Here is a 21,714-nt window from a genome sequence, read left to right on the forward strand (position 1 = left end):
CCTGCCCCATAGCGTCATTGTTACTCTATGGGCATGATTTTATTACTTAACCCTGAAAGGTTTTTCATGCACAAGTTGGTTTCGCGTATTTTTGCCCTGTTCTTTATCAGCCTGCTGTTTGGCTGTAATCAGATATCACAATATTCACTGACCGAAAAATCGATTAATAACTACTTAGAAACCCATACTCAAAATGCATCACGCAGCTTTAGCCTTAATGGCTTAGTCGATGCAGACTTATCGTTGAATAACCTGAATACTAAAATTGGTCGCGGCGAGCCGGGTCAGATTACGCTGACCGGTAATGCCCTATTTGCGGTTTCATCCCTGCTAGGTAAGCAGGATGCTAATCTACAGGTCACGATCAATGCCCGTCCGGAATTTGATCCGGTAAAAGGTGCGGTTTATCTGCGCGACTTAGAACTGGCTGACTATGATTTAAAAACCAGTCAGGGTGCGGTAAAAAATGTAAAAACCTTTATTCCATTTCTTAATAAAGCCCTGCAGATTTATTTCAACGACCAGCCGGTGTATGTCTTAAATCCGGAGAATAGCGCACTGGAAGCCACCGCCCAAAAGCTGGCTAAAGGAATCGAAGTGAAGGAAGGCAAACTGGTATTCGCCTTTATTAAGTAACCCTGTGTTATCGTGGTATCAATACAAGAAAGGCGCAAATTAATGCGCCTTCAGAGTGATGACAAAGTAGTCTAATTTGATTCCAGTGCAAATTTCGTCCGCATAGTCAACATTGGAATATTGGCGTTTCCTCGCGGCCGAAGAGCGGCATTTTTGAGCTCAGCGGGCTTCGGGCCTACCTTGCCTAGGGGCACTCCGGCAACTAAAGTTGCTACGCCCCCAACAGACAAAGCCGTAGGGAACGGCTTTGAACAATACGTAGTGTTGGCCCGAAGGGCAGGCTACAGGAAGTAGCCTGTAAAGCTCTCCCTCCGTTTAAGTTTTTTAAGACCTAAATTTTAGTATTTGAGGTTTTTCATCAGCCTGAAGGCGCAAATTAATGCGCCTTTTATTTTGTCGATTGCGTAATTTAATTAGATCGGTAAACACAACACCGAAATATCACCATACTCTGGCGACCAGAGCCTAGGATTATTCATCCTCGGCTCTAGGCGTACGCTTTCTAGGTGCTTTTACTGAACGTAAAATCACAAACTTCTTATTGGATGCCACCATTTCACAGTTACCAAACAGACGCTTTAACTTCTGATGATAGCCAAGATGACGGTTACCGATAATGCGCAGTTCTCCACCAATTGCCAGACAGCGTTTGGCATCGTTAAACATCTGCCATGCAATATAGTCAGTCACTGAGTGATGCTGATGGAACGGCGGATTACAGATAACTGCCTGCAGCGAGTTTCGGTCAATATTAGCCAGTGAATGGTCAGCCTCAAAGAAACAGCGCGCAACATCGTCCGGGCGATTCTGTTCCACGTTCAGGCGGCTAGATTCTACTGCCATATAGGACTCGTCACGAAAAATCACTTCGGCCTGTGGATTTTGCTCCAAAGCCCGTAAGCCTAATACCCCGTTACCACTGCCTAAATCGACAATAGTTCCGCTTAACCCTGACGGTAAATGCTCAGAGAAGAACCGGGCGCCAATATCCAATGCGGTACGCGAGAACACATTAGGATAGTTATGGATGACATAATCTGTGCCATCCAGCGGCCAGGTCATGACTTCAGTCATAGGGGCAACATCTGGCTGATTGAACTGACAGAATATTAACCGGGCCTTCTTCCATGCCAGGCTGGTATGAGTAGGACCAAGAATTTTCTCAAACAGCTGAATAGTTGAAGTATGGATATCTCGAGTTTTAGCCGCAGCAATAATCTGAGTATCGGCGCTAACGACTTTACGCAAGGCGTGCAATTGATACTCAAGCAATGCCAGCGTTTTAGGGATCTTAATCAATACCACCGCAGGCGTACCTGACAGCGGCGAAATACCATCAACAAAAGTGACAGCGTCACTAGGTAAGTTATTCTGCTGTAAATTGCGCAGCGTGGCTAATTCACTCACATAGGAGTCACCATAGCTGACCGGGTTAAACGCCGCCAGCTCACAGGCTAAAGCACCAAAAGTATCATTGAGGATAAATACCGGGCCTTTGGCTAACAGCGCCTTGTCTACCGTATTCATCAGATACTCATCGGCAGCATCCCATGCCTGTAAGCTGGTCGGGGTATCAAACTCAGGATAACGGGATAACATTAAATGAGAAAAAATTGAGCTCTGTAGTTCTTGTGGCTCGTTTAGCTGCTCTGTTTCGTCACTCACTCTGGGGTATTTCCTTCTGATTCGTATCCTGATTCTTCACCGGCAACTTCAGCCAGTTCATCACGCATCGCTTGCAATGCTTCACGGGTGATAATGGCTAATGTGCGATAAAAAGCATGGTTAGCATGGGCTTCGACTTTTCCAAGAAAACGCCCGCACCATGGAAACAGATACTCATCAAACAGCGCGATCTGAGCCTGAATCTCATCAGATTCTTGTGCATTGTCTTCAATCCATGAAGCGGCCAGCAGTAATAAACCAAAATGGTCTGCTGGCGCATCCGTAAGCGGCATTCCGCACTGGGTTAAATATGCACGGGTTTCAGTTTCGCCAATACCCTCATAGCTAGCGCCGTAAGGAGAAACACTCCCCTGCGCAGCAAACATCGCCTGATAGTCAGCTTCTAACACCTGACGATCCGAATCCTGCGCCAGACGATCTAACAGCTCATCCTGTTCTAACGGCCAATGCTGCTTTAATTTACCTTCACTGATTAAGGCAAACAGCGGATCCAGAACCGTATCCTGAGGTGAGCGATAAAACAGCGACCCCAAAATACGGCAGACTACAGAAAACTCATTCATCAAATACAACCTGTTATCTTAGTTATAAACCTGTTACACGTTGGTCTTTCGGATATTTCACCGTATAAGACAAACTTAATTTTTGCGCCTGGTTCGGCGTTAAGTCCAGCGTCCATTGAACTTCACCCGTGTCCTTATTGTAGCTGGCACCATCATACTTAAGGCCGTCAACCGTAATAGCGGAATCACGGCTCATCGGTACTTGATCCAATACGACTAGCTTAATTGGCTCTTTACGGGTGTTTTTCACATCCATCACATACGAGTACTGCTGACTTACCGAGTTACCAAAGAATTCAGATTTAGCGGTCATCTGTTTGTCATTTTCGCGGTTAATGATAATTTTCTTATCCCGGCCTAATGACAAATCAAGCGTCTCTTTTGCATTCTTGGTATTGATATAGCCCTGGCCGACAAAAGAGCCTTCAAAGAAAATGCTGGATTTACCCGGCAATAAGTTGAGGTTCTCCCAGTCTTTTAGCTGAACTTGTAAAAACGCGTCCTGTTCAATTTTCGGCACCACGACGTAGCGATACTCACCCTGAACGTCCGCTTCTTTAATTAACACTGAGTGCCCTTTACCATCGGCGGCAATATTGTACGGCAAAGAAATACTAAAACGCGTATTTACACCGCCAACGTCAGTCACCACATATTCTGACAAGGACTTACTCTTAGCTCTTTTTTCATTGGCTGCTTCTCTGGCTACCTTTTCAAGTTCAACTCCGGCTACTGCATAGTCGTTAACTTCACCAACAATCATATCTGCGGCCGGAGCAGCTACCGGCATTGGTGCCGATTGTTTGGCACTCTTCGACATAGCATAGTTCTTTGGCAAATCGATATACCAAGGATTAAGTCTAGGAGCCTGTGCGCCTTCACTTGGGTTTCCGCTGGAAAGCGTCAAATTGACCTTGTCCCAGTTAATACCGCTGTTCTGGAATACGTTAGCCTTATAGCTCAGCTTTACCGGCTGATTGATATTATCAACCCGTACGTCGTAAGTTGGAACCCAACCGGCGTCGCGAATCACATAAGACAGCTTAACATCACTGGTCACCGCTTTCGGGGTATAAAACTTCACGACCACCTGGTTAACCGCCTGGCCGGTTTTTTCCTGAGCTTCATTTAACTGGCTGTTAAGCTTTTCAATATTCTTATCGATAACGGCGATCTTTTCTTTAATGTCAATGTCGGCCAGCAGCGCGTCACTCATGCGTTTGCTGACCAGCTCAAGCATTTGATTAATTTGCTCGACGCTGGTGCCGTCTTTCTCACCGCCCAGTGACTTATTGCTTTCCAGTACGGAAAGCTGCGCCTGGATCACTTCCCGCTGAACGTTTAACTTGTTCTGCTCACGGACTTCAGCTTCAATCTGTTTTGTTAGTCGGTCAACTTCCGGTGATACATTTTCAGTCAGAAAATCTCGCCTGACGCTTGAAGACTGCACCACAACGCCGTTATCAGCATCCAGCATCAGGCTTTGTTCGTTAAGTCCGCTGGCTATATTGGTAAAGATGACTTCACTTTCTCCGGCCGGTAATGTGACTTTACCGCTGTTAAACAGCTCGGCACCGCGAATAAACACCGTCACATCATTCAGCTTAACGTTCTGTACCTGAGCCTCGGCATAGACTGCGCCTGAATAGGCTAAAGCCACAGAAGCACACAATAACGTCGTTCTAAATCCCTGAAATACATTAATAGCCATTTATTTATCCTTAAATATTAACCAATAACATGCATGAAACTACCAAAAAGACCCACTAACGATCACAAACAATTATCTCAATTAGAGAAGCTATAGCGAAGCAAATTCTTCGATAGGCTGCCCGCCGTGAGACTCAAGAAAATCCAGCAGCCGGCGCGGGCTGACGTTTAAAATTCTCTCTTCCGGGAAATTAACCTGTTTAATGACTTCAAGCGCTTTATCAAAACCACCCAGCGCATAGGCTACGTGGGAGTCTGAACCTATTGCTAGCCAGCCGCCTGCATCGCGTATCGCCTTAGCAACTTCAATACAGTTCTGTTCGCTGCCGGTACGGGAGTGAACAAAAGAGGAGTTATTAATTTCCAGCGCAACGTTATGCTTAGCGGCCGCCTCGGCAACCGCCTTAATATCTATCGGATACTTAGGGTTGCCCGGATGGCTGATCATATGTACCTTTCCGCTGGAGATAGCGCCGATCATCGCCTGAGTATTACCTTCAAATCCCAACGATCCCATCACCGGCTCATGGAACCCGGCAATAATCAGATCGAGCAATTCAGCCATGCGTTCATCGCAGTCGGTTTCGCCCTGAATATTTTTAATATTCGATTCAATACCGTACAAAATGCCCACGCCATCAACAATGCGCGGAATAACCTTCATATTAAGAAAATGCCAGCGGTGAGGCGCATCTGCCATATCCGGACCATGATCGGTAATGGCAAACAGCTTAATACCCTTTTCTTTAGCAACCGCAAAATAATCACTCACGGTACTATAAGCATGAGCGCTGGCAACTGTATGAGCATGTAGGTCAACCGGGTACATAGCAGATTTCCTTAAATTTATAGCTAAAACTTATTAACACTGAAACGGGGTTATGGCGTGAAAACGGCCGTTAAACTTAATAACCCGAAGTTAATATCCCTGAGCCAGATCGACGATTCCGCTAACCGGTTGGCCGCTATCAAATGCAGCAATATTGTCGCATATCTGATCCATCGCATTATCGGGTAACGTCATGGCGGATATATGAGGCGTTAGCGTTATTTCCGGCCGTTGCCAGAATGGATGATTCTCGGCTAAAGGTTCTTGAGTAAACACATCAAGGGTTGCGGCCCGCAGTTGACCGGAGTCCAGTGCGGTTAGCAGATCTTGTTCAACCAAATGCCCGCCACGGGCGATATTAATAATATAGGAGCCCGTAGCCAGTTGTTCAAACAACGAAGCGTTAAGTATACCTTGAGTCTCTGGCGTCTTGGGTAATAAATTCACGATTAGGCGAGTTCCGCTTAAAAATTCAGCAAGCTGGCCGCCGCCATAACTGATTACGCCATCAATGTGCTTTTTATTCCGGCTCCACCCGCGTACGTTAAAACCAAAGCGGGCCAATTGAGTGGCTACATGACGCCCTAAAATGCCCAGCCCCATCACGCCAATAGTAAAATCAGCGTAAGCATGCGGCTCAAGCAACTGCCAGCGCCCTTGCTGTTGGAGGTGCTGATATTCATCCATTCGGCGAAAATAGCGTAACACCGCAGCAAAAACGTACTCCTCCATCTGCAGTGCCATACCGGCATCTTGCAAACGAATCAAAGGAACGCCGGCTGGAATAAACCCCGGATTAGCTCTATCCTGCTCCACAATGGCATCTACGCCTGCGCCTAATGCCAGTATCGCTTTTAACCCTTGCCGCCCGGCCAGCATTTCATAAGGCGGTCGCCAGACAATTGCATAGTCTGCGTGCTGGTTATCACCGGGTTGCCATACGCGGATATTCGCCTGAGGCAATCGGGAACCAATACCCGCCAGCCATGGCGCAGTATCATAAAAAGGATGGTAAAAGATAATGTCCATCATTCCTCCGCGTTACGATAAAACCAACCCAAATAGAGGGTTAAATAAGCTGACGGGTTAATCTACCCTATTCAACTCACATACTTAAGTACCAATTTGCCGATAGCTTAACCAATTAAATTCAGAACATTAATTTATACTTGACCGCACCCCGCCTTCTCCCTATAGTAGCGCCCGTTCCAGCGTGATTGTGATATGCGTTGAAACCAAAATTTGGTGAGGTGTCCGAGTGGCTGAAGGAGCACGCCTGGAAAGTGTGTATACGGCAACGTATCGAGGGTTCGAACCCCTCTCTCACCGCCATATTTAAAGACCTGCTTTTTAGCAGGTTTTTTCATTTATGAATCAATAACATGCTGGTTTATATCCATTTTCCTTTATGACCCCATTTGCCCGTCGCTTTGCAAGTGGTCCAAAAAGGTGGTACAAAATGGGTATTATGAACTACATAAAACCTGACCGACATGGAACATATTACGCCCGTCTAATTGTTCCTAAACCGCTACGACAAATCATCGGCAAAAATGAGCTGAAGAAATCCTTACGCACTAAAGATTGGCGTGAGGCAAATGACCTTGGCCCCGAAGTCCTAATTGAACTTAAAAATCAATTCAAAGCCGCTGAGCTGGATGCTAGCATTACGCTTTTAGACATCAATCATGCGGTTAAGCTATGGAAAGATAGTCAATTAGCCCATCTTGATGATGATGAAATCTTAGCGCGTTATGTTCGCAAAGAGATCGAAACTGACAGCAACGGAAACGCAATCGAAGTAACGGTTTCTAACGCTGATATACATGAATTGTGTCTAGAAAGAAGCCAAACGCTTCGCGAATACCAGATATCACCCGAATCTGCGGTAAAACATCCTCCACGAATAAAACTGAAGGATGACGACGTACTCATTTGTTTTCTAGATCCTGTAATAAAAGAAGCATTGAACCTATCTGGTTTAAAACTGCTGAAAGACAGCAATCACTACTCTAAGTTAGTCATGGAACTAAACCGCGCGTTTTACCAGGTGACTAAAGCAGCCTACAAAAACGCCATCCAAAATGAAAGTAACCTATATTCAGGCTTACCAAAAATGGCGTTCGTGGTTCCTAATGCACCAACCACTACAACCGACAGCAAATCATTATCGGCCCTATTTAAAGATTATGAAGCAGCCATGCTCCGGCGCGGTAAAGAAACGCCTAGTTCAGCGCTTAAAGAATATCGCGTTGCTATAGAACGCTTTATTGAACTTCTCGGGGATTTAGATATTCAACTCATCACGAAAAAGCACGTTTCTGAATTTAAAACTAAGTTAGAGCAGCTACCTGCCCGCCCCAAATCAAACGTTACCAAACTCCCACTTACTCAGCAGATTGCTTATGCCCGTCAGCACGATTTACCTGTACTGACCGCTTCAACAGTGAAGAAGCTCATCCGTGGATTTTCAGCCGTATGCAGCTATGCTATTGAAAGTGGATTAATAGAAAGTAACCCGGCGGAAAAAATTAAATTTCAAGCAGTAAGGCGTACTCTGGTAACCATCGCTACTACAAAGAACTTTATACCTTCTGAAATAGAAACAATCTTTAGTAACCCGTTATTCACCCATAAAACCGCACCTGAACGAGCAGATTATGGTGACGCACATTATTGGTTACCTTTGATTCTTTACTACACAGGTGCTCGTGTAGAAGAAATCGCGCAGCTCTACGTTAGTGATATACGGCAAGATGATAATATTTGGCATATCCGCATCACTGATGAATCCGATGACCAAAGCGTAAAAAATGACAATAGCCATCGAGAAGTACCGATACACCAGCATCTGATTGATTTAGGTCTGCTTACCTATCGGGACTCATTGCCAAACAATGGCAGGCTATTTCCTAAGTTGCAAAAAGCAAAAGGTAAATACCATAGTGCCGTCGGTGTTTGGTGGGGGAAATATTTACGTTCAAAAATTGGAATAACTCGGCCCGCAATTAAACCCTATCATGCATTCAGACATACCTTTATTACATTATGCCGCGATAATAACATTCGTGAAGATGTGCAAAATGCCATTACCGGTCATGCCCAAAGCGACTTCTCATCACAAAACGTTGGCAGAGAATACGGTAGTTTTAGTTTGACGATGAAGAAGAAAGAGATTGATAAGATCCCTAGGTTGAATGTCAGTTGCCCTAAACACATAGCTTCAGCGAGTAAGTCTTAAGAAGTTATGATTTCATAAGAAAAAACACCCCGGTCATGGTCATGGTCATGGTCATGGTCATGGTCAAAAATATGACTCGGGGGGTTTCCTTAGCCAGAGATGTGTTCCCGCTCCCGCTCCCAGTCTGCGTCCAATACTGTCATGATTTGACTGACTAATTGCTCTGCATCCAGCTTAGCGATGTCAAAAATGTAATACCCTGATGGCATGACCATATTTGGATGCGTCTTGAGGTTAGAGCCCCAATAACAGGGATTGTCTTCAGGGCCTACAATCAGCAACCGGAGTGAAGCCACCAGCGCTGGTGATACCGCGCCATCAATCTGGAAGTCAATTTCATAATCGTACTCATCCTTAACTCTTTTTTCGGTTTCATCATAAAAGATTATCTGATACCGTTCTGTTCTCGTTGCTGTCATCGTGGTCTTGCTCCGTGGTCATGGTCGTGGTCTTGGGGTGGGTCTAGGTCTAGGACGATGTCAGCTGAAACAGGCAACACCGATTTTTCCGTCACGAAGCATTAGCGCTGCCTCATAACGGTCCACCGTATTCTCGGCATAGAAGACATAGTCGATAACGTCACCATGCGCTTCACACGAATAGCAATGATAATGCTGAGAATCAAGATGGATGGTGAATCCACTGCCTGGACAAAAAGGACAACTTTTATCGTCAAGATAGGCGCGCTTTTCACCGTGATACACTAATGGCTGCCCTTCTATTGCGGCGATGGTGGCGGCCAAATCTATACTTGACTTAATTTCATTGAAATTGACTTTCATACATTTAACATTCTTCATGGCAACTCCTAATTAGCTAAATTACCCATTGGCCGGCCAGGGATGCAGTAATACTAATCGCAAAGTTATAAAATCATCAACCAGATGAAATGGTAAAATGTCGCGACATAATATTTTAGAGCTTACGTGGAAGGAGCCTTAGGCTTAGGCCGAGGCTGAGCTCGGTAGGGGTCTCACCAGGAGAAGCCTGATTTCGTTAGCGCAGGCCGCTGTACCTTACGAACGAACCTCTGGATGACATAAGATATCAACTGAGTGAAGAACCTTTCCTGATGGCTTACAGATGGGTTGCTTGCCCCTCCCCCTCCGGTCCCGTCCATGCCGATTCTGCTGGTGCCTGTTTTCGGGAAAAAGCCTTACAGGGCACCGGTAAAAAGAAATTCCCGTCTATATGATGCCGATTAATAGACTGTTTTAGTAAAGTTCCTATAGGGATTTCCCACAGAAAAAGTTTACTTATAAGCGAAATTATCGGGATTATCAGCACGGAGATTGCCAATGAGATTGATATCACTGGGTTATGGGTAAAAGAGGGACTCATGCGAATCGGCAGCACTCAGGCCAAGGGGAGAAGGAGCGCGTAGCAAGACGAGGGCCCGTCCGACCGACCACAAGAAAACAGCCAGTAGGAAACCCCACCGGCTGTCTGTCTGTCGCTGTCGCTGTTTTAAACTGTATAATTAACCGATTTGTCAACACCTGCGATAAGCGTTGAGTAAGGCCCTAACTCACCATCAACGAGTGATATACCTTTGATACCAACACGGTTGTTCCGCCTCGCTTTGCTGTACCCTCGCTCTGCTAGCTTTTTGATTAATAGCCGCTTATTCATCTGATACTCATTTCCGGCGCTGGCAAAATTCCGATAGGCATCGTATAGGTCGTCAGCATAAACAAACGCTAACTCACTATCAACCTGACTAACCCGCTCAAGTAGAAACTCACCAACCAAATCACTTTCAGCCCTATACTCGGTATTTGCCTTCACGATCTTCCCAGGGAAATTAGCCTTTAGCCCTTCAGAAGCCTGCAAGTCAAGGCACCCTTGGATTGCCCAATTTAATATACCCGGGAGTTCACGACGTAATATGTCTGGCAACTTAGGGTCCATCTGCGCTTTACTAAACTCAGCATCAAAACCGATTAAGCAAATCCGTCGCCACATACCGTGTGAGTTATCATAAATATTAGGCTTATGATTACCAATCATGACCAAACTAAATTCGGGTCTAAATTCGGTTTCCCGCTTGGCATAAACCCCTCTGGCGACGATAACATCATTTCCGGTAATGCTTTTTATCAGGTTCTCATCCATTCGAGCGCTTTCTGATAGCTCATTTGCGACCACTAAGCGCTTTCCCGGTAATTTAGCAATCGCGGCATTAGGTCCACCTTTATTGTCATTACGGCTTTGCATCAAGACTTCACTGTTAATCTGTGAACTATACGCTGAGCCCAACATTTCCTGTATCAATTGAATAAAGGTCGACTTGCCATTACTACCATGCCCATACAAAAAGAATAACAGTTGCTCATCACACCGGCCGGTTATCCAATAGCCTACGCAAAGCTGAAGAAATTTAACCATTTCAATGTCATTACACATGATTTCAGACAAGAACTGTAGCCACCGTGGGCACGTTGCACTGGCATCAAAAATAACTGGACAGTAATGGGTGATTAAGTACTCTCGTCTGTTTTCGCCTAGCATTCCAGTGGTTAGATCAATCACGCCATTCTGAACCCCTAAGTGCATGGGATTACTATTCAACTGAGCGTGAGATCTTGCGACATGGTGTTTAACCAGTTCTATTGCACTTTTTATTCGGCCTAAGTTTAGCGACGATTGCCCATGAGACAGCCACCGCAATGCTTCTTTCCTCTCTGAGTCACTTTTGGCTTTCATCAACATGCATTCGGCTTCGAGTTCAATGCTCCTCGCCATACGTTGTGCTAACGCATTCATATAAATCGTAATGTAAGACCATCGGTAGCAACCGTGACCATGACCATTACTCTCTTTAAAAAGAATAAACTCATCCGTTTCTACGACATATCCAAGGTCATGGCCAAACATTCTCGCCATTCTATTGGCATTACCCGAATCCGTTGTGCCTTCATCACCAAAGTAATTTGGCGGATATGCCTCAATAACCTCATGCTCAGGGATAAAAGATGAGTGAATAAGCTCAGCCTCAACCCTAGCGGGTGCGGGTAACTGTTTATTGGCATCCAGTGAGAGTAATTTATTTAAGGATGCGCCATCAACACGACAAAAATATTCATCGACATCCTTAACCTCTGGAATTAACACTTGCGTAACCTGCGGCAATTCCAGTTTATCAATCTTCTCTCTGTATTTATCGCCAGAACTATCACTATCAAAGAACGTATAAATATCCCTTTCAGCTAAGTTCTTTTCAATCCATGCGTATTGTGTTGAACTGATTTGCCCTATGGTCGAAATTATCGATCCATTCCAACCCGACCTCATTAATGTAAGTCGGTCGTTCTCCCCTTCTACGATAGCCACTGGCCCATCTAAATTGAGTGAGTTCACCCCCCAAAAATCAGAATTGGGTAACCAAAAGCGTTTAGCCTGTTGATACATTTTAACTTTATCGGGGTCTTTAGTCGTAAATCGACCAATATTATTATCTAAGTCATAAAAGGGGTACACAAAACAATTTAGGGGTAACGCATCAATAATTTTATTTTGATAACGTATCGCTAATCCGCTAGATATAATATCCTCAGGGTCATGGCCTAGCCTAAGTAAATGTCTAGATACTCGACCATTTGTATACCCAACTTTTTCCTGTTTCAGTAATTCCTCTGGGTGCTGTCGCGTTTCCGTCTGATAAGATAATCTGTCTTTATTCATAAAAAGAATACAAGAACAGTATTCAGCTGCATCATGATTAATCTTTTGAATAACCGCATGGTCACGGGTATCTGGAATATCGTCTCGCTTGCCTCTGGTGGTATCGGTAATGATTGGTCCTGTCGTGTGGGAAGCGACATCAGCGAGACTGGCCTTTATTTCCTCAAAATCACACCGACTACTCTCTACGTTACTCATTTAAGTTAACTCCCTTCAATTGATTAATATTCAAGATAAAAATCCGTTGACCGGTCAGGGATGCAGGCATAGTAAACGTAAAAGGTTGGACAAGCCATTAGCCCAGCTGATAATATGTATGGACATACTTGATCAGAAAATAGGCAAATGCCAATGAAGAACGACGATGATGAGTTAGTCCCTTTTGAGTACGCGCGACAATATACCTTTGAAAATGAATCCGCTTACATCGATTACGTGAGTAGCCTTATGGCTGTATATGGTAATAGCAGCACCTTAGACCCACACTATGCTATCCGATTACTTAAAGCATTCTCGATTGGAATTAAATCTGGGTATAAAGTACCTGATAAGCTAAATACTCATATAGCTGACGCTATTTCGGTATACATGAAGAAAGTTGAGTATTCAGAACTGTTCTGGGGCAAGGATAGTGATAAAAAACGTCGGGCTTATAAGGGGGACCTGGAAGATGCCTTGGGCATTAGCTTGGGGAAAGGGGAAAAGTATCGTGATAATTGCAGTCTGGATTGGGAAATAAAAATAGCGGCTTATTGCATCATCACTGAGCATTGGCAACGTTGGCGTAAAATCGACGCGAACAAAACAAAGAAATACCGGATCTCAATCAAAAGAGCCGTTTCCGACATCGTTCAGAAATACAAGCTCAAAGAAGAAAAGGTGGAGACCATCTTGCGCGAAAAAACATGGCGAGATCTTGTTAATATATACATAGAAAACCAAGAATCACAGGAACTGGACCTTGTGGAGCCAACTTTAACGTCGGTCAAGCCACAGAAAGGCGACTAGCTATTAACTGGGGACCAGGACCATGGCCATGGCCCCCATCGACGCTGCCGATTCGGATGAGTCCCTATTTTACCAATAACCCAGTAACATCAACCTAAATGGCAATCTCAGTGCCGATAATGCCGATAATTTCGCTTATAAGTAAACTTTTTCTGTGAAAACCCTCTATAGGAACTTTACTAAAACAGTCTATTAATCGGCATCATCTAGGTCGGAATTCCTTTTTACCGGTGCCCTGCAAGGGTTTTTCCCGGAAACAGGCTCAAACAGAATCGGCATGGGCTGATACCGGCGAGAAAGGAACCTTCCTGCCACCAACGCCTAATAGGCAGGCGGCTCCTACTGTATTGTCAATATGGCTCAGGACCAGGGCCGCACGCACAGTGACCTTCATCGCTACTCCCGATTGACATAGACCGAGGCTCAGGCCTAGGGTCGGTTACCATGACCCCACACTGATGAGCCCCCTGAGACTCAACCCAAACACAAACACAATGCCGATTCGGATGAGTCCCTATTTTACCAATAATGCAGTCATATCAACCTTAATGACCATATCCATGCCGATAATGCCGATAATTTCACTTATAAGTAAACTTTTCCCGTGAAAACTCCCTATAGGAACTTTACTAAAACAGTCTATTAATCGGCATCATATAGGTCGGAATTCCTTTTTACCGGTGCCCTGTAAGGCTTTTTCCCGAAAACAGGCTCAAACAGAATCGGCATGGGCCCAGACCCAGGGGTATAACGTAAGGTTACCTCAGGGGTCAGCCCGTTCGGGACTAGGGACTAGGTCCTAGCCACCAGGTCCCAGTCCTGCTGTACTTCACCAATACCTGCCTTAGGCCGCTGCTGGGCTGGTGTCACCCTTGTAGTGATTCGATGGCATACATATAGATGTCCCAAAATGAGCGGGAGTGATCCTCATTAATGTTATTGGGTGGTCTTTTTAAGTGGTAATACGCACCGACCCCGAACCCAAACCCAATGCCGATTCGCATGAGTCCCTCTTTTACCAATAATGCAGTCATATCAACCTCATTGGCAATCTGAGTGCCGATAATGCCGATAATGCCGATAATTTCGCTTATAAGTAAACTTTTTCTGTGAAAACCCTCTATAGGAACTTTACTAAAACAACCTATTAATCGGCATCATCTAGATGGGAATTCCTTTTTACCGGTGCCCTACAAGGCTTTTTCCCGAAAACAGGCTCAGGAAGAATCGGCATGGCATCGGTGCAATACCACAGGAAAGAGACACACACAGTTCTTACCGGATGCACCAGTGTACAGTAACGTTGCGTTGCGTTGCGTTGACGTAAGAGATTGGTTCTGCATGAAACCCCGAACGTCACTACCTGACCCATTCCATCCAGTCAGCCACCAGATAAAACACGCCACCCAATAAGATGAAAGCCACATAATAACCCGTATCCTGCATCATTTCGTTCCTCATTTTACCTGCCCTGCCTCGGGTCCGGACCGATTAACCACGACGGTAACGGGCAATACTGTCTATCACCAGTACGGTACCGATACCCAGCATCCCGCCGAGCAAGACCCCCAATACCCCTATCAGCGCTTTCTTAGGCCGGTCTTTTTTCACGTGCTCGCCCGGCGTAAGCTGATAACGATAAACCTGTGCGGTCACCTGCTGTTGCAGTAACGGCGCAAGCAAACTCAGTTCCCTGTCGATATCATGATACCGAACGGGGTACACTATCGGACTCTCCGTCAGGCTGTTGATTTCCGCACTCAAAAAGTTCTCACCCAGCATGTATTTGTGTACCGAATTCGCCAGCTCAATCTTGGTTCCACCGTTGCTGGCTGAATTAGCGTAATAATCCTTAATCCCGGCACGCTGAGCCGTACTGCGTGACCGGGTCAGGTTCGCCAACTGGTTCGTCCTGTCAGCTTGCAGGCTAAAGTCGATATCCTGCTGTTCCTTTTGACGCGCCAATATCATGGCCTGAAGATTGTTTTGAAATTCAGCCTCATCTTGCGCAATCACCTGGTCATTGATGCGGCTCACATAATCGGTTAGCAAGGCCAGCGCGGTCTGGGGATTATCCGCCGACGCCGACAGCATAAAGTAAGGGAGGGTTTTCTTTTCATCCGGCGGGGACGTCACCAGCCCTTTTTCAGCCATCTCCGTTAGCCAAAGGCGTTTCGCCTGCGAGTCCATCGATTCAGTCTGTTGCTTAACGTAGGCCGTCTCGGATAAGTAAGTCAGCTTCTCGTTGGGGCTGGACACCATGTCGGTGAACCGGTTGAATAAATGGTTGGCTATCGCCTGTGGGTCGGCGTTAATGCCACTAACCCGGGCAAAGGCCCGTCTTAATGTCAGGTAATCGTCCATCTGGGCCATTCTCGGCGGGGAGACATAGGCTTTGACCGTCCACTGTTCTTTAGCGGTAAACGCATACATACCGGCTATCAGGGTGGTAACCAGCGTCACCAACACAATCAAGCCTTTCTTGTCCCAGAGTCGAAGGAGCAATTCAAACAGGTCTATCTCATCGTTCGGGTTAGCATAACGAGACCCTGCCTGATTGGTGGCACGACCTGACGGTATATTTAATTGTTTTTGACTTATTTCACTCATCGTCATACCTCATCTGATGCCATAACACGGGTTCTTGGTGTTGTGATACTGCAGGATGGGCACTGGGGACAAGTATCGAGCAGTCTCGTGCTGGCTTGACCGGGGCCGGGAATGACGCCAGCCATAACGCCGTAATGGAAGCAGGCCGCAGTTCGCTGACTGTAGCGACCGGGGCGCAATGAAGAGGGCCTAAGCGCTGACCATACCCCTCCGCATCTCGGGAGGAGGATAACCATGGCATGGGGACCATCACCGCTATCGCCAGCAAGGTCACAATACTGACCACCATATCCAAACAGGTCACTTTCATGACGCACGCTCCTTGTTGTTACTGCACCGCGTCGATTAGCCGCCAACACGGTCATTCCCATCCGTTTGATAAGCGGCGTAAATGTACCGGCCTTGAAACGTGCCTCGGCAACTGAGGCACATGTAGCGCGGTAAACCACTGCGGGCTTTGCCGTGTTTGCGAACCCGTGTTGCTGTATTGCAATGCGGACACGCCGGGCGTGGCCCTCGATTGAGTAATGTCATCATTGTTATCGTCATCGTCATCTAAAATCTCCGAGACCGGACCTGAGTCGTAAGCGGTCTATCGTTGTCCAGTACCTCGGACAGGGCGTATTGTCGGCATCCACGGGCACCTTATGCCTCAGTCACTGACTGGGCCTGGCAACTCGTCTGATAAACGTATTTACCCTGAAACGTGCGACCACAGTCACAACAGCGGTAACGCTGAAAGCCACAGCGCGATGTTCCNTGTTTGCGCACCTGGGTGGTGTCATCGCAATACGGGCAANCGGGTGNGGGTTTTCGGTATATGAACATCGTCAAACTCCTTATTCAGGGGATAGTGCCCCCGGTAAAAATTGATAACTCAGTAAAATTAGGTTGTCCCACAACTCGTGCCATATCTCGGTGATGCGGTAACCCTGTGCGGTCACTCCTCATTGTGGTACTTCACCGTTTCCNNGGCGTTTTTNNNGGNNATNNGGGTCGAGGCCAGGGATTTCTGATTAGGTGATGGCACTGACCGGCCTGCATAGCCAAGACCCTGTCTCGCCTCATGACTACAATATCTCGCCCGTGACCCCGCCCAAAGTCGGTTCTCAGGCAACCGGGCAACATCCTCGGCCATCGCCCAATACTGAGACGCGCCTCTCCAATCACCGGACTGCTCTTTCAACGCGGCAATCTCTGCCAGCTCGGGATAGTGACGGACTGGCTCAGGGTTCAAACGTTGTGACATAACGACACCTTCAAAAGACATAAATAAAAACGGCAGGGGATTACCCCCAAATCAAACCAAACCAGACAACCCAATCGCTGACGCTGACGTTAACGCTTAAAAACAAGGTGTTGATGTGAATAATATTTCGAACCAGACTGATTTAGTGATGTGTCAGGTCGTAAAATAATCACCACTCAACTATTAACCCCTCGAGTTGCATGTCGGAATTGTTTTCCCACACCCCGCTTGAGTCCGCCTTCACCTGGCTCTGTACCACCCGAAAACACTTCCCTGCGAATGCCGATGTCTGGCACCTTCGATTTCATTGGCAGGCTGAAAAACAGCGCCTCTACCAGCAACTGAATGCCGGCACGTATCAACTCTCACCACTCCAGCTAATCAAAACCGCCCAAGGGGACACCCGGGCACTCTGGTCTTCACCGGATGCGTTAGTGCTTAAATGCCTGACCCTGCTGTTGACGCCAGTCCTTCCCGTACATCCACGGTGCGAACACATCAAAGGTCATCAGGGCGGCAAGAAAAGCGTACAACGTCTCCACCAGGTACTTCGCCAACCGAATGCTCATTTTGTCTGCCGTACTGATATCAAGGGCTATTACGCCCGCATCAATAAGCAGACCCTTTACTCACAGGTTCAATCTCATGTTCAGTCACCTATTTTGCTCAATCTGCTCTGGCAGTTCCTGCACTACAGCGTCGAAGACGGAGGCACTTTTCATACCCCTGAATACGGCATTGCTCGTAGTTCATCGCTCAGCCCACTATTGGCGGCATTCCATCTCTACGAGGTGGATGCACACTTTGCCAGCCAACCGAATCTCGATTACTCACGCTTTATGGATGACTTTTTCATCATCGCCAACACCCGCTGGCAGCTCCGCAGGGCAGTCCGAAAACTTAATCAATTCTTTGACCAATACGGTTTTTGCCAACACCCGGATAAAACCTTCATTGGTCCCACCCGCAAAGGCACCGACTGGATGGGATACTGGCTAACCGACAAGGGCATCCAATGCGTGGCCCCCAGAGCCCTCGCCAACCACCTGACTAAACTCCGCCGGCTTTATGAGCAAACCCGAACGCTTTCCGCTGAAATGCAGGCCGCGCGGGTGGTGGGGTATGTTAGGCAGTGGCGGGTGTGGTGCCCAATCGTCGTGCATACAGGTTGCTCCCCCTCTTTTGGACTCCAGCTCCCGTGAGCGCCTTACGTTTGTGAGTGGCACATCAAAGTGCCACGCGGGAACCATCCCACCGGTGCCCCGCTCCCTTGGGTTGCGTAGTCACTGGGTGTCAATATCAAGCTCGGGATGTCGCCCCCGGACGTTCCGATAGACGCTCTGCCTCTGTACCTCCAACCGTTGGCGTTCGTGCCTGTAGGGCTACTGGCCCAAAGTCCCAACGCACCGTACCCCGGCTGCGGCGTGTTGACCTGTAGTGCACCATTTTCTGCTCTTAATGGCGGTACCTGGGTAGCGTTAACCGTGGTGATGACCCCCCATTCTCCGAGTAAGTCTCCCCTGTGCCTTGTTGTTACTGCCGGTTCGTATCTGTCTGTTCCCGCGTAAATTATCGCGCCGAGTAGCTTCCGCGGGGTGGGGGTGCTTTCCGGCGACACACAGGGATCTGCAGCCCCCGGTGCGTAGTGAAGCTCACCGTGGCGCCGAAACCAATCTGTCGTCGCGAACGTGTATTGGTGTTCGACCCCCTGCTGGTCACGGGCTGTTACGACCACGGTCTTGTTTCCCGTGGCCGGCTTCGAACTGATTGTCACTCTGCCGCTTTGCGAAACAGTCACGTGGTTTTGGTTCACCGACCACGCGTAATTGCTGTTCGTGGTCGTATCGACACCATTCATCCTGATGTCGAACCAAGCTCCGGGAAATCCTGTACTCGGGACACCATCTTCGACCGGGAATGCGAAGCCGTTTAATGCAATCTTCACACCGACTGGCATCGGTACCGGCGCTGCTGGCACCTTCACTGTATAAGCTGTCACAAAGGGCACTTGTCCCGCCGTAGTCGGCAGTCCAGTGGTACTCGTGGTCGTCACCGGCGCATGCACCTCCAGCGTCACCGTGCTGTTGGGGAAATTGCTCACCAACGGGGCGGCCAGTTGTGCTGCGGTTAGTGGCGTTCCGTTGCTCTGCTTCCACACTAGCGTGGCGCGCGCCATGTCCGGTGTCATCGTTAGGCCCGTATCTCCGTCTGCGTCGTACGGGGTAATCCCCGTTGTGACTGACGAGACTGTAAACTGACTCGGCGTGGCCGTCTGACTCACAATGACGTTATTCGTCACCACCGTCGTCCCGTCCGGCATCACCGCGTATAAGTCACCCACGGCTGTCGGTGCTCTGCCATGGATTATCCCTGTCGAGTCACTCAGTACCACCGCCCCGACCGGAACGACGGAGCCAACAAGTATGACCGCGATAAGTACGGCCAGCACGGTGCGGGATGTTCCTGTGGTGTCTTGCGTCATATGTCCCTCTCTACCACATTACGTGGCACGCCTATTTTGAATGTGAAGATGATGATGTTGTTCAACTGCTTAACAATCACTACCGAGTGACCCGCCAGAGTGGATGGCCGGGNAGTAACTGTATTTTGCTCAATGCTGGGTTAAAAACGGGCAGGAAAACCCTGCCCGTGGTCCTGATTGACATTAACCCAATAGAACCTGGGTTTAGTAGTCGACCGCCAACTGGAAGCCCTGCGCACCGTCCGCCGAGGTCGTTAACGCCGTACCACCGGTCACTGGCGTCGTGTTTATCGGAATCTGGAAGTTGCCACCACTTACGTTGGTGTTAAAGTTTCCAGAGATGCCGTCCGTCGCACTGGTACCCACTAAGTACCAGGTGTAGGTCGCATTCGTTATGTCGGTCGCGCCTGCACCCACTGCACCTGTAGAGGTATCCCACATCTTAAACACGTAAGTGTCGCCAACCTTCAGGTTGGTTCCCAGCGCACCAATCAGGTTATTGGTGAAGGTACTATCGCCGCTCGCATAAATTCCCGGCGTCACGTTGCTGCCCGGAATGATTGGGCCCACTGGTGGGAACGGACCCACACCCCCGCCGCCAGCACTGACGTCAGGAATGTTAATGACCGTGCCGACGTCAGGGTCACCCGATACCGAGTACTCTGTGATTTCCACACGTATCGCTGTTGCTCCCGCCGCCGCCGCCGGGACCGTTAAGACACTGGTGCCCGTTCCGCCAATCGTGGCGGCTGACGCATTGTTGACGTTCGTCGCTAAAATCGCCGTATCAACCCCGCCCTTGGTGTAGTACCAGGTCACGTGGGTCATTGAGTCATCCGCATCGCCTTCCGCATCAGCGTAGTCGTACGTCATGGTGATGGTGTCACCCGTCGATACTTTACCTGCCACCAGTGCCGTCGTATGAGCAATGTCAATCGCCTGATGCGCACCGTTCGATTGCGCAATCAGTTCCGGTGCAGTACCCTGAATGGTCCCGGTCGGGGAGGTCATCACCGCATACGCACTGCTCATGGTGTAGCCGGCCAGCGCTAACGCCAGAACCAGCTTCTTTAACGTAAATGTATTGCTTTTTTTCATTTCACTTCTTCCTTGGTTTAATGTGTTCATTGATTTCATTGATATAGTTCATGACGCGCAAGACCTGACGGTGATGGCGTTTCATTCATCGCCTGTCTCGGTATGCGAGTTAGACTCTCGGCCCGACCCACCCTTCAATCAATAAGACAGGACGGGGACTTAGTTAAAATCCACTTTCAGGCTAAAGCCCTGGTCGCCCGGTATAGCCCCGGAGTTCGACGTACTGTTCACCGGAATGGTGTAAGTGTCCGAAGTCGCACCGGCAATACTATGGTTATTCAAGGTCGCCACCGCACTGGTGCCGTTCGCCGTGGCGTTCGAGCCATCCAGCTTCCACTGAATACTGACCGGTACTACCTGAGCTTCACCGGCATCCCAGATACCGCTATTGTTGGCATCATTCCAGGCCCGGAAGACGTAAGTCTGACCCACTAACGGATGGGTGCCTACCCGTGCGTAATCCACGGCACCACTGCCCGCCGCTGGTGATGCGGAGGCTAAGAAGATACCGCCCGCAATATTGCCGCCAACCACTACCGGACCTGGAGGGGTCACACCGGTACCACCGCCACCGCCGCCGCCTGGGCCGGTACTCAGACTGGTATCCGTCACCGTAATCGTACTGCCACTGATTGGGTCACCGGTCGCCGAAAATTCTTGCACCGTCACCTTAATCGCCGTTGCACCTAAGGCACCAATCGGGAGCGTGATAGTGGAAGTACCTTGCCCCCCTGAACTCGCCGCCGGTGCGTTAGTCGCCGTTATCGGCACATCGACTCCCCCGCCAAACGGGGCATAACTCCAGTTCACCGTGGTCAATGAGTTATCCACATCACCGTCAAGGTCGGTGTAGTCATAGGTCATGACCACCGTGTCACCGGTGGACAGTTGTCCTGGGGTGGCATAGGTACCGCTAAA

20 protein-coding genes, 1 tRNA gene and 2 pseudogenes are annotated in these 21,714 nt (G+C 48.2%); 7 read left to right on the forward strand and 16 right to left on the reverse strand.

The window, feature by feature from the left end:
• Positions 1 to 66: 66 nt before the first annotated feature.
• The gene (locus YWE_RS0109235) at positions 67 to 636 is read left to right on the forward strand and encodes a lipoprotein (protein WP_029094273.1); all 570 of its coding nucleotides are present in this window, start codon (positions 67 to 69) and stop codon (positions 634 to 636) included.
• A 471-nt stretch (positions 637 to 1,107) separates the two neighbouring features.
• On the opposite strand, the gene rlmG is transcribed toward YWE_RS0109235, so the two are convergent.
• The 5 genes from rlmG to YWE_RS0109260 form a co-directional block, all read right to left on the reverse strand.
• Positions 1,108 to 2,235 carry a 23S rRNA (guanine(1835)-N(2))-methyltransferase RlmG gene (gene rlmG / locus YWE_RS0109240; protein WP_036015583.1) on the reverse strand — a complete coding sequence of 376 codons (1,128 nt, stop codon included), beginning with the start codon at positions 2,233 to 2,235 and terminating at the stop codon, positions 1,108 to 1,110.
• A gap of 62 nt (positions 2,236 to 2,297) precedes the next feature.
• On the reverse strand, positions 2,298 to 2,885 hold the full coding sequence (locus YWE_RS0109245) for a TorD/DmsD family molecular chaperone (RefSeq protein WP_029094275.1): 588 nt from the start codon (positions 2,883 to 2,885) through the stop codon (positions 2,298 to 2,300).
• Between the two features lie 22 nt (positions 2,886 to 2,907).
• Complete coding sequence (locus YWE_RS0109250; protein ID WP_029094276.1) at positions 2,908 to 4,596, reverse strand: DUF4139 domain-containing protein; 1,689 nt, start codon at positions 4,594 to 4,596, stop codon at positions 2,908 to 2,910.
• 90 nt (positions 4,597 to 4,686) lie between these two features.
• Positions 4,687 to 5,424, reverse strand: a complete 738-nt coding sequence (locus YWE_RS0109255) for a phosphatase (RefSeq protein WP_029094277.1) — start codon at positions 5,422 to 5,424, stop codon at positions 4,687 to 4,689.
• Positions 5,425 to 5,514: 90 nt separating this feature from the next.
• Positions 5,515 to 6,453 carry a 2-hydroxyacid dehydrogenase gene (locus tag YWE_RS0109260; protein ID WP_029094278.1) on the reverse strand — a complete coding sequence of 313 codons (939 nt, stop codon included), beginning with the start codon at positions 6,451 to 6,453 and terminating at the stop codon, positions 5,515 to 5,517.
• A 215-nt stretch (positions 6,454 to 6,668) separates the two neighbouring features.
• Between YWE_RS0109260 and YWE_RS0109265 the strand changes: the two genes are divergently transcribed.
• Positions 6,669 to 6,756, forward strand: a tRNA-Ser gene (locus YWE_RS0109265).
• A gap of 127 nt (positions 6,757 to 6,883) precedes the next feature.
• The gene (locus YWE_RS28965; RefSeq protein WP_051323262.1) at positions 6,884 to 8,665 is read left to right on the forward strand and encodes a site-specific integrase; all 1,782 of its coding nucleotides are present in this window, start codon (positions 6,884 to 6,886) and stop codon (positions 8,663 to 8,665) included.
• Between the two features lie 89 nt (positions 8,666 to 8,754).
• Here YWE_RS28965 and YWE_RS0109275 read toward each other — a convergent pair whose 3' ends face one another.
• The 3 genes from YWE_RS0109275 to YWE_RS26980 form a co-directional block, all read right to left on the reverse strand.
• A complete protein-coding gene (locus YWE_RS0109275) occupies positions 8,755 to 9,084 on the reverse strand; it encodes a hypothetical protein (protein WP_029094279.1) in 330 nt (109 codons plus the stop codon).
• A gap of 60 nt (positions 9,085 to 9,144) precedes the next feature.
• The gene (locus tag YWE_RS0109280) at positions 9,145 to 9,465 is read right to left on the reverse strand and encodes a CHC2 zinc finger domain-containing protein (protein WP_029094280.1); all 321 of its coding nucleotides are present in this window, start codon (positions 9,463 to 9,465) and stop codon (positions 9,145 to 9,147) included.
• 667 nt (positions 9,466 to 10,132) lie between these two features.
• Entirely contained in the window at positions 10,133 to 12,547 is a 2,415-nt protein-coding gene (locus tag YWE_RS26980; RefSeq protein WP_051323263.1) for a phage/plasmid primase, P4 family, read from the reverse strand.
• 153 nt (positions 12,548 to 12,700) lie between these two features.
• On the opposite strand from YWE_RS26980, the gene YWE_RS0109290 reads away from it, so the two are divergent.
• Entirely contained in the window at positions 12,701 to 13,357 is a 657-nt protein-coding gene (locus YWE_RS0109290; protein ID WP_029094281.1) for a hypothetical protein, read from the forward strand.
• A gap of 1,491 nt (positions 13,358 to 14,848) precedes the next feature.
• On the opposite strand, the gene YWE_RS26985 is transcribed toward YWE_RS0109290, so the two are convergent.
• The 5 genes and pseudogenes from YWE_RS26985 to YWE_RS26990 all read right to left on the reverse strand — a co-directional run bounded on the left by YWE_RS26985 (position 14,849) and on the right by YWE_RS26990 (position 17,237).
• Positions 14,849 to 15,967 carry an LPS O-antigen chain length determinant protein WzzB gene (locus YWE_RS26985; protein ID WP_051323264.1) on the reverse strand — a complete coding sequence of 373 codons (1,119 nt, stop codon included), beginning with the start codon at positions 15,965 to 15,967 and terminating at the stop codon, positions 14,849 to 14,851.
• Positions 15,960 to 16,277, reverse strand: a complete 318-nt coding sequence (locus YWE_RS0109310) for a hypothetical protein (RefSeq protein WP_029094282.1) — start codon at positions 16,275 to 16,277, stop codon at positions 15,960 to 15,962. The genes YWE_RS26985 and YWE_RS0109310 overlap by 8 nt, the downstream gene beginning before the upstream one ends.
• Positions 16,278 to 16,312: 35 nt before the next feature.
• Positions 16,313 to 16,522, reverse strand: a complete 210-nt coding sequence (locus YWE_RS31875; RefSeq protein WP_428829262.1) for an IS1/IS1595 family N-terminal zinc-binding domain-containing protein — start codon at positions 16,520 to 16,522, stop codon at positions 16,313 to 16,315.
• Between the two features lie 90 nt (positions 16,523 to 16,612).
• The gene (locus tag YWE_RS31880) at positions 16,613 to 16,795 is read right to left on the reverse strand and encodes an IS1/IS1595 family N-terminal zinc-binding domain-containing protein (RefSeq protein WP_428829263.1); all 183 of its coding nucleotides are present in this window, start codon (positions 16,793 to 16,795) and stop codon (positions 16,613 to 16,615) included.
• Between the two features lie 112 nt (positions 16,796 to 16,907).
• Positions 16,908 to 17,237: pseudogene (locus tag YWE_RS26990) on the reverse strand (ANR family transcriptional regulator).
• A 179-nt stretch (positions 17,238 to 17,416) separates the two neighbouring features.
• Here YWE_RS26990 and YWE_RS0109320 point away from each other — a divergent pair.
• Both YWE_RS0109320 and YWE_RS30380 read left to right on the forward strand, forming a co-directional pair.
• A complete protein-coding gene (locus YWE_RS0109320; protein WP_029094283.1) occupies positions 17,417 to 18,418 on the forward strand; it encodes an RNA-directed DNA polymerase in 1,002 nt (333 codons plus the stop codon).
• A gap of 108 nt (positions 18,419 to 18,526) precedes the next feature.
• Positions 18,527 to 18,784 carry a hypothetical protein gene (locus tag YWE_RS30380; RefSeq protein WP_127526465.1) on the forward strand — a complete coding sequence of 86 codons (258 nt, stop codon included), beginning with the start codon at positions 18,527 to 18,529 and terminating at the stop codon, positions 18,782 to 18,784.
• A gap of 152 nt (positions 18,785 to 18,936) precedes the next feature.
• Here YWE_RS30380 and YWE_RS31885 read toward each other — a convergent pair.
• Positions 18,937 to 19,536: pseudogene (locus YWE_RS31885) on the reverse strand (hypothetical protein); the annotation flags it as partial.
• On the opposite strand from YWE_RS31885, the gene YWE_RS30385 reads away from it, so the two are divergent.
• Positions 19,499 to 19,738 (forward strand): hypothetical protein, encoded by a 240-nt coding sequence (locus YWE_RS30385; RefSeq protein ID WP_127526466.1) that lies wholly within the window; start codon positions 19,499 to 19,501, stop codon positions 19,736 to 19,738. The pseudogene YWE_RS31885 and the gene YWE_RS30385 overlap by 38 nt on opposite strands.
• Positions 19,739 to 19,902: 164 nt before the next feature.
• Here the strand turns inward: YWE_RS30385 and YWE_RS0109330 are convergent, their stop codons facing one another.
• Together YWE_RS0109330 and YWE_RS30935 are read right to left on the reverse strand one after the other, a co-directional pair.
• Positions 19,903 to 20,796: a SinI family autotransporter-associated protein gene (locus YWE_RS0109330; RefSeq protein ID WP_029094285.1), complete on the reverse strand. Its 894-nt coding sequence runs from the start codon at positions 20,794 to 20,796 to the stop codon at positions 19,903 to 19,905.
• A gap of 159 nt (positions 20,797 to 20,955) precedes the next feature.
• Positions 20,956 to 21,714, reverse strand: a 759-nt coding sequence (locus YWE_RS30935) for a SinI family autotransporter-associated protein (RefSeq protein WP_029094286.1), incomplete at its 5' end; no start/stop codon positions are given.

It is taken from the genome of Budvicia aquatica DSM 5075 = ATCC 35567 (genome assembly GCF_000427805.1).
GTDB lineage: Bacteria > Pseudomonadota > Gammaproteobacteria > Enterobacterales > Enterobacteriaceae > Budvicia > Budvicia aquatica.